Annotated in this window: 9 protein-coding genes; 6 read left to right on the forward strand and 3 right to left on the reverse strand. The window is 66.8% G+C overall.

What is annotated here, in order from left to right; genetic code table 11:
- Positions 1-236 precede the first annotated feature (236 nt).
- Genes ACT84W_RS06655 through ACT84W_RS06670 form a run of 4 tightly spaced genes read left to right on the forward strand, consistent with a single transcriptional unit; the run spans position 237 to position 2,203 of the window.
- On the forward strand, positions 237-917 hold the full coding sequence (locus ACT84W_RS06655; RefSeq protein WP_444328636.1) for an alkaline shock response membrane anchor protein AmaP: 681 nt from the start codon (positions 237-239) through the stop codon (positions 915-917).
- A 3-nt stretch (positions 918-920) separates the two neighbouring features.
- Positions 921-1,307 (forward strand): DUF2273 domain-containing protein, encoded by a 387-nt coding sequence (locus ACT84W_RS06660; RefSeq protein ID WP_444328637.1) that lies wholly within the window; start codon positions 921-923, stop codon positions 1,305-1,307.
- 41 nt (positions 1,308-1,348) lie between these two features.
- Positions 1,349-1,900, forward strand: coding sequence for an Asp23/Gls24 family envelope stress response protein (locus tag ACT84W_RS06665; RefSeq protein ID WP_417576412.1), 552 nt, complete (start codon positions 1,349-1,351; stop codon positions 1,898-1,900).
- Between the two features lie 42 nt (positions 1,901-1,942).
- On the forward strand, positions 1,943-2,203 hold the full coding sequence (locus tag ACT84W_RS06670; RefSeq protein ID WP_444328638.1) for a hypothetical protein: 261 nt from the start codon (positions 1,943-1,945) through the stop codon (positions 2,201-2,203).
- A gap of 93 nt (positions 2,204-2,296) precedes the next feature.
- On the opposite strand, the gene ACT84W_RS06675 is transcribed toward ACT84W_RS06670, so the two are convergent.
- On the reverse strand, positions 2,297-2,917 hold the full coding sequence (locus ACT84W_RS06675; protein WP_444328639.1) for a flavodoxin family protein: 621 nt from the start codon (positions 2,915-2,917) through the stop codon (positions 2,297-2,299).
- A gap of 124 nt (positions 2,918-3,041) precedes the next feature.
- Between ACT84W_RS06675 and ACT84W_RS06680 the strand changes: the two genes are divergently transcribed.
- Together ACT84W_RS06680 and ACT84W_RS06685 are read left to right on the forward strand one after the other, a co-directional pair.
- Positions 3,042-3,866, forward strand: a complete 825-nt coding sequence (locus tag ACT84W_RS06680; protein ID WP_444328640.1) for a PfkB family carbohydrate kinase — start codon at positions 3,042-3,044, stop codon at positions 3,864-3,866.
- Positions 3,859-4,242 (forward strand): TIGR04076 family protein, encoded by a 384-nt coding sequence (locus tag ACT84W_RS06685; protein WP_444328641.1) that lies wholly within the window; start codon positions 3,859-3,861, stop codon positions 4,240-4,242. The genes ACT84W_RS06680 and ACT84W_RS06685 overlap by 8 nt, the downstream gene beginning before the upstream one ends.
- Before the next feature lie 400 nt (positions 4,243-4,642).
- Here the strand turns inward: ACT84W_RS06685 and ACT84W_RS06690 are convergent, their stop codons facing one another.
- Both ACT84W_RS06690 and ACT84W_RS06695 read right to left on the reverse strand, forming a co-directional pair.
- Positions 4,643-5,626 (reverse strand): D-isomer specific 2-hydroxyacid dehydrogenase family protein, encoded by a 984-nt coding sequence (locus tag ACT84W_RS06690; RefSeq protein WP_444328642.1) that lies wholly within the window; start codon positions 5,624-5,626, stop codon positions 4,643-4,645.
- Between the two features lie 67 nt (positions 5,627-5,693).
- Positions 5,694-7,058, reverse strand: a 1,365-nt coding sequence (locus ACT84W_RS06695; protein ID WP_444328643.1) for an MFS transporter, incomplete at its 5' end; no start/stop codon positions are given.

The raw sequence follows: 7,058 nt of genomic DNA on the forward strand, positions 1-7,058 counted from the left end.
AGCCCGGCGAGGTGCTCGCGGCCAAGTGCGCCATCCTTCTCGGCTCGGTGACATCGGCTGTGCTCGGCATCCTCTTCGTCAAGGTCGCGACCGCTCGCCGCGACGCCTCGGCGGAACGAAGCGCGGCGGAGGGCGCCTCCGAGCGCGGCTAATTGTTGTCCCGCCCAAGGGGTATCCTCTAGGGAGCTGTTAGGAACGGGCGGCCGCGCCGCCCGGGTCGTAAGGAGCGTACGCGCATGAGCGTATTCAAGAGGTTGTGCAGGGTCGTGTTCGCGCTGGCGGGGATCTTCTCGCTGTGCGCGCTCGGCCTCACCTGGCTGGGGCCGTGGCGCGACGTCGCGAGCGCCCTCATGGTCGTCGACGGCTACTGGTACGCGCTGCAAGCCTGCATGGCCGTGACGGCCGTGGGCCTCGAGGTCCTGCTGTTCCAGGGCCTCTTTGCGCGCAAGACGCGCACCGTGCAGGTCGCGACCGTCGACGGCGGCGCCATCACCGTCACGCGCGAGGCCATCGCCAGCCAGGCCGAGCACATCGTCGAGGCGGACGGCACCTGCACCGCCTCGCGCGTCCATGTGGACGCCAAGCCGCGCGGGCACGTGCGCGTGGCGGTCCGGGTGCTCCCGCACGAGACCCTCGACGTCGTGGTCAAGGGTGCGCAGCTCCATGAGGAGCTGATGAGCGGGCTTTCCGCCGTGTGCGGCAACACCGTCGAGGACGTGAGCCTCGAGTTCGTCGAGCCGCGCTCCTACGCCGACGCGCGCGCCGCGGAGGCCGACGAGGCCGAGGTCGCCGAGACGGCGGCAGCGGCACCGGCCACGGCGTCGGCCGCGGATGACGGCGCGGCCGCCGCTGCCACCGAGGCTGCGGATTCCACTAGCGAGATCACGGTGCCCATGGGCGCCTCCAGGGAGGGTTAACCGATGCCTGAAGATAAGCGCGCTCCCCGCGCGCGGGTCGAGTCCGCTGACCGCGACGACGTGGTCCAGGCCGACGCGCATGTGATCGATGACGAGACCGCGGGCGGACAGAAGGCCTCCGGCGGTTTCGACGGCTCCGCCACCGAGACGTTCCGCGACGCCGGGAAGCGTATGGGCGGCTGGGTTTCCCGCACGTTCCCGGGGCACGAGCACGCCTTCTGGGGCGGCGTCCTGGGGCTTCTCGTCGCCGTCCTCGTTTTCTGGATTGGCATCCTGCAGGCGCTCGTCGTCGCCGTGATCGTGCTCATTGGCGTGGCCCTGGGGCAGGTGGCCGACGGAGACCCGAAGATCATCAACCTGATCAGGCGCTTCTTCGCGTCGAATAGCTAACAACCGTGCGGGCGGAATGCCCCAAAGAGAGCGAGGTTCCCATGACCGATTCCAACAACGCCGAGGTCCAGAAGGTCGTCGAGTCCGCTGAGGGCGCCGTGCCCGAGGCTGCGGACCTGGAGGAGCTCGCCGCGACTGCGGGCACCGACATCGACCTCGCGTCCGGCGAGGACGACGACGAAGACTCCGAGGACTCCCTCACCTTCTCCAACGGCGTTATCGAGAAGATCGTCGCGCTGGCCATGCGCGAGGTCCCCGGCGTCGTCGGCATGAAGGGCAGCTGGTTCAACCGCGTGCAGGACGCCTTCGGCGCGTCCGACTCCACCAAGGGCGTGAGCGTCGAGGTCACGCCCGACAGCGCCGTCCGCGTGAACATCAGCGTGCTCATCGAGTACGGCGCGTACGCCCCGCAGGTCTTCGAGGATGTGAAGAAGGCCGTGGTCAAGCAGGTCACCGGCATGACGGGCCTCGAGGTCGCCGGCGTGAACCTGCGCATCGAGGACGTCCTCACCGCCGAGGAGTTCGACCAGTCCAAGAAGGAGCCCAAGGCCGCCGAGCCCGAGCCCGCCGAGGTTGCCGCCGACGCGGAGTAGGGCGTCGGCGCCGGTATCGAGCGCTATCGAAAGGAGGCGTAAATGTTTTACAACTATGTTGAGCTGAACGACGGAACACAGATCGCGTATTCGAACTTTCTTGAGGACGGTACGGTCCAGATTGGAATCGAGCGCTCGACTGAAGACGGGTTCGATTCTGCACGTTGCCTGCTCCCGGCTTTTTCTTGGAGTGAGGTTGACGGCTTCAGCCAGGACGAGGTCGATAAACTGCAGCGCTTCCTTCGCAACAACCTGCCTTTGATTTGGCGTTTGGCCGGGGAGGTCTCGAGGGAATATGCCTAAGGTGGTCAAGCTCGGAGAGATTTCCTTTATCAAATAAGCCGAGAAGGCGATTAAAGGGCCCGGGGCGCTGCGGCGTCCCGGGCCCTTGTGCGATTAGCGGATGAAGTTCGTCTTCGCGCGGTCGGCCTCGGGGGCCTCGATGCCCGCGGCGCGGCCCGCCACGATGCAGCGGAGCAGCCAGGCCATGTTGCGCGCGATGTTGCGCATGGTGGCCATGCCCTCGGTGTCCTGCGCCGACTCGCCAGGGGCGGCGCCGAAGGCGTTGTTCCAGTACGTCGAGGACACGACGGGCATCTGGTTGATGGTGAAGTACTTATTGAGCACGTCGAACGTGGTGCCCGTGCCGCCGCGGCGCGCGACCGCGACCGACGCGCCCGGCTTGTGGGCGAAGGCGGCGCTGCCGGCGTAGAACGCGCGGTCCAGGGCAGAAAGGATGCGCCCGGAGGGGTGTGCGTAGTAGACCGGCGAGCCGAAGACGAAGCCGTCGGCGCCCTCGGCGGCATCGATGAGGTCGTTGACCACGTCGTCGGTGAACACGCAGCGGCCCTTGCCGGCGCACCCGCCGCAGCCGATGCAGTCGCGGATGGGGCCGGCGCCCAGCTGGAACACCTCGGACTCGATGCCGCAGGCATCGAGCTCGCGGGCGACCTCGGCCAGTGCGGTCGCGGTGTTGCCGTCCTTCTTTGGGCTGCCGTTTACCAGGAGCACTTTCATGGATGGTCCTCTCTCTATGGATATGTTTCCCCGGAGGAATTATCCCACGGGCGCGGCGGCGGGGCGCGCTTCTTGCCATTAGACTGGGAGAACACGTAAATCCAGACCGATTCGGACGGAACGCATGAAGAACACCCAGCTTTTGCTGATCAACGACATGTGCGGCTACGGCAAGGTGGCGCTTTCCGCCATGCTGCCCGTGCTCTCGCACATGGGGTACCGCATCCACAACCTGCCGACGGCGCTTGTGTCCGACACGCTCAACTACCCCAAGTTCTACATCCACGACACCACGGAGTACGTGCGGCGCAGCCTCGCCATCTGGGAGGAGCTCGGCTTCGAGTTCGACGCGATCTCGACCGGCTTCATCGCGAGTGAGGAAGAGACGTGCATCATCTCCGATTTCTGCCGCTGCCGCGCCGAGCGGGGGACGCGCGTGTTCGTCGACCCGATCATGGCCGACAACGGCAAGCTCTACGCCGGCGTCCCTGACTCGACGGTCGGGCTCATGCGCGACCTGGTGGCCTGTGCGGACTACACCGTGCCGAACTATACCGAGGCGTGCCTGCTCACCGACACCCCGATGAAGGGCGGGCTCACCGCCCCCGAGGCCCGCGAGCTCGTCGATGGCGTGCGCGCGCTCGGCGCCAAGTCGGTCGTGGTCACGAGCGCGAAGGTCGACGGCGCGGACGCGATCATCGGGTTCGACCATGTGGCGGGGGAGCACTTCTCGGTGCCCATCGACATGATCCCGACGTATTTCCCCGGCACGGGCGACACGTTCTCGAGCGTGCTGCTCGGCCGCGTGATGCGCGGCTGGGCGCTCGAGCGAGCGACCGCCGACGCGGCGCGCGTGGTGCGCGAGCTCATCGCGCGCAACGTCGACCAGGAGGACAAATCCGCCGGCCTGCCCATCGAGGCGTGCCTGGACGTGATCGACGGTGAGTAGCGCGGACGAGGGCCTCGTAGCGGGAGGCAACGGGGCGGCTGACGGCGCCGCCCGAGGCGCCGAGAAGCCCGTTGCGCGAGCTACCGAGAAACCCGCGGGCGCGCCGCGCGGGAAGCGCCCGTGGGTCCGGATCACCTGCGTGGACCAGCTGGGGGAGTGTCGCTGCCATCACGGGCACAAGCCCGGCGACGTCTTCGACTTCGACCGCGACCGCGGACGGCTGTGCCCGATGGCCTGCCACGTCGGCTTCCCCTACATCGATATCCTCCGCTACGGCGGCACGGTCCCCGGCAACGCCCCCGGCACAGCGAAGTTCTGCTGCCCGGAGGTCGACACCCTGAACGTCTTTCTCGCTGAGCTCGTCTCCGACGACTAACCCTCACTGGGTGACAGTCATTGCGTGCAGCTTTTGGGGACGCCCATCATTGGGTGCCACCCATCACGCAATGACTGTCACCCAGTGATGGTGACCCGCTGTCGCTCGGTGATGGTGGGAGGGGACGAGGCAGCACGCTCTTTCTCACGGGAGAGCAGACTTCTCTTTCTTGGTTTCTCCTATACAGAAGACTGCTCTATAGCAGGGCAGCCTTCTCTTCCGCGCGAAAGAGAAGGCTGCCCCGCTGAGAATGGCGACTTAGGACGGAGGGCCGCCGAGGGTGTCCCAAAAAGCTGCAGCCAATGACTGTCACCGACTTATGGGTGTCCCAGGAAGCTGCACGCAATGACTGTCACCCAGTGATGGCTGTAACCCGGTGTTGGGTCTCGCTCGGCGTCGGTTACTTGACCTCAAAGGGAGTGGGGGCGCCGGCGTCGAAGGCGAGGAGCGCCTCGACGTTGCTGCTCACCATGTGCTCGACGTCCTCCTCGGTGTAGAACGCCATGTGCGGCGTCACGACGACGTTGGGGTAGCCCATGAGGACGGAGCGGTCGCGGTTGGGCAGCACGTCGCGGGAACGGTCGAGGTAGTAGAGGTTCGTCTCGTTCTCGATGGTGTCCAGCGCGGCAGCGCCCACCTTGCCGGACTCGAGCGCGTCGATGAGCGCGGCGGTGTCGATGAGGACCCCGCGCGCGGCGTTGACGATGACGACGCCCTTCTTCATGCGCGCAAACTGCTCGGCGCCGATCATGTGGTCGTTCTGCGGCAGGCCGGGCGCATGGAGCGTGATCACGTCGGCGCGCTCGAGCAGCTCGTCGAGCGAGACGTACTCCACGCTTCCGCGCAGACGGTCCTTGGGGTAGGGGTCGGTCGCGATGATCTTGCAGCCGAAGCCGGAAAGCCGCTGGCAGACGGCCTCGCCGATGGCGCCCGTGCCCACCACGCCCACGGTGCAGGTGTTCAGCGAGCGGCCGATCTTGCCGCGCAGGCCGAAGTCCTGGTAGCGCGCGGCGGAGTCCACGAGCTTGACCTTGCGCAGCGCCATAAGCATGAGCATCACGGCGTAATCGGCGACGCCCGCGGGCGGGTAGGCGGCGTGCCCGATGCGGATGCCGAGCCGGCGCGCGGCCGCGAGGTCGATGTGGTCGTAGCCGATGGAGCGTGTGGCGATGCCGCGGATGCCCAGCTCGGCGTAGCGCGACAGCAGCTCGGGCGTCATCGGGTTGGTGATGATGGTGAGCGCGTCGTAGCCGCGCGTGAGCTCGGCGTTTTCCATCGTGGGGTACTCGGGGGTCCAGCCGAACTTGAAGCCGCGCTCGTCGGCGACCTTCTGCAGCGCGGGCAGCTCGTCGTACTCGCGCAGGGAGAATGCGAACAGCTTCATGTGATGCTTCCTTTCGTCGTGGCGCTCCCCATCGTAGCCCTTTGGCTGGAAAGAAGTACGGCCGCCGCTAGGCCCCCTTTGCCTCCATCTTTGGGCGGATAACGAAGATGACCAGCGCGAAGCCGACCAGGGTGACGATCGCGGCGATGAAGAACACGGCGTTGACGCCGTTCTGGATGAGCACAGGGTTCGTCGGGTCGGCGGCGGTGTTCAGGTTGTACGCCACGCCGAAGATCGTGGCGGCGACGGTGTTGGCCAGCGAGTTCGCGAAGTTGACGAGCGAGGTTCCGACGCCCATGTCGACCGGTGGAAGCGTCGCCTGCGCGCTCGGGGTGATGGAGACGGCGCGGAAGCTCTCGGCGACGCCGGTGACGGTTATCGCGACGAAGTAGACGAGCACGGGCGTGCCGGCCGTCGTGAAGCCGAGCGCGAACATCGAGCCGGCCACGAGCAGCGTCGCGATGGCCATGGCCTTCCAGGCGTTGCCGGACTTCTTTCCGACCCAGGCGCCGATCGCGGTGGGCAGGATCATGGTGAGGATGGTGCGGGGGAACTGCAGCGAGCCGGCGACGGTCTTCGTGGTGCCCATGACGTTGAGCGCGCCGACCGAAGCGTAGGTGTTCATCGCGGTCATGTAGAAGTAGCAGATGAAGCCGACGATCAGCAGGACCGTGTACTCGGAGTTCTTGAAGAGGCGCAGCGGGATGAGCGGCTCGGGCGCGCCCTTCTCGATCTTGACCAGCACAAAGAGCGCGGCGATGCCCACGACGAGGCCGGCGAGGATGGCGGGACTCGCCCAGCCGATCGCGGAGCCGAAGTTGAGGGCCAGCATGATGCACGTGAGCGTGACAACGAGCGCGACGATGCCGGCGACGTCGATTTGGACCTTACCGGGGCGCTTCATGTTGGGCAGGTTCAGGCCGATGAGCAGGATGCCCGCTGTCAGCGGGATGCCGGGCATGAGGATGGCGGCGGTGAGGTGCCCTGCATCGGTGAGGGCGCCGGCGATGATGGAGCCGCCGAAGCCGCCGACCGCGATCGCGGTGGCCAGCAGGCCCATTGCCTTGGGCACGTCCTTGCGCTCGTTGATGAGGCCCATGATGATGTAGGGCGCAGCCGTGAAGGCGCCTTGCGCGAAGCCGATGAGCAGGCGCAGGACCATGAGCGGCACGAGCGAGCGGACGAACGCGAACGCGATGCCGCACACGAGGCAGACGATGCCGGGGACCACGACGATGTTGCGGCGCCCGACGAGGTCGCCGAGCTTGCCGCCGATGGGCGTCATGATGCAGACGCCGAGGCTGGCGAAGATGGTGAAGAGGCTCACGTAGCCCATGGCGTCGACGCTCTCGAGGATGGGTGAGGTGAGGGTGGCGAAGACGAGGCCGTACATTGCGACGGACAGCATCATGCAGACGCAGCCGCTCTCGAC

Origin of the sequence: Paratractidigestivibacter sp. (genome assembly GCF_052362415.1) — a bacterium.
GTDB lineage: Bacteria > Actinomycetota > Coriobacteriia > Coriobacteriales > Atopobiaceae > Paratractidigestivibacter.

What these genes read in the sequence shown, in the direction of transcription:
- ACT84W_RS06655 (WP_444328636.1), top strand. Translation starts at nt 237, where the DNA reads ATGAGCGTATTCAAGAGGTTGTGCAGGGTCGTGTTCGCGCTGGCGGGG.
- ACT84W_RS06675 (WP_444328639.1), bottom strand. Translation starts at nt 2,917, where the DNA reads ATGAAAGTGCTCCTGGTAAACGGCAGCCCAAAGAAGGACGGCAACACC.
- ACT84W_RS06680 (WP_444328640.1), top strand. Translation starts at nt 3,042, where the DNA reads ATGAAGAACACCCAGCTTTTGCTGATCAACGACATGTGCGGCTACGGC.
- ACT84W_RS06660 (WP_444328637.1), top strand. Translation starts at nt 921, where the DNA reads ATGCCTGAAGATAAGCGCGCTCCCCGCGCGCGGGTCGAGTCCGCTGAC.
- ACT84W_RS06665 (WP_417576412.1), top strand. Translation starts at nt 1,349, where the DNA reads ATGACCGATTCCAACAACGCCGAGGTCCAGAAGGTCGTCGAGTCCGCT.
- ACT84W_RS06670 (WP_444328638.1), top strand. Translation starts at nt 1,943, where the DNA reads ATGTTTTACAACTATGTTGAGCTGAACGACGGAACACAGATCGCGTAT.
- ACT84W_RS06690 (WP_444328642.1), bottom strand. Translation starts at nt 5,626, where the DNA reads ATGAAGCTGTTCGCATTCTCCCTGCGCGAGTACGACGAGCTGCCCGCG.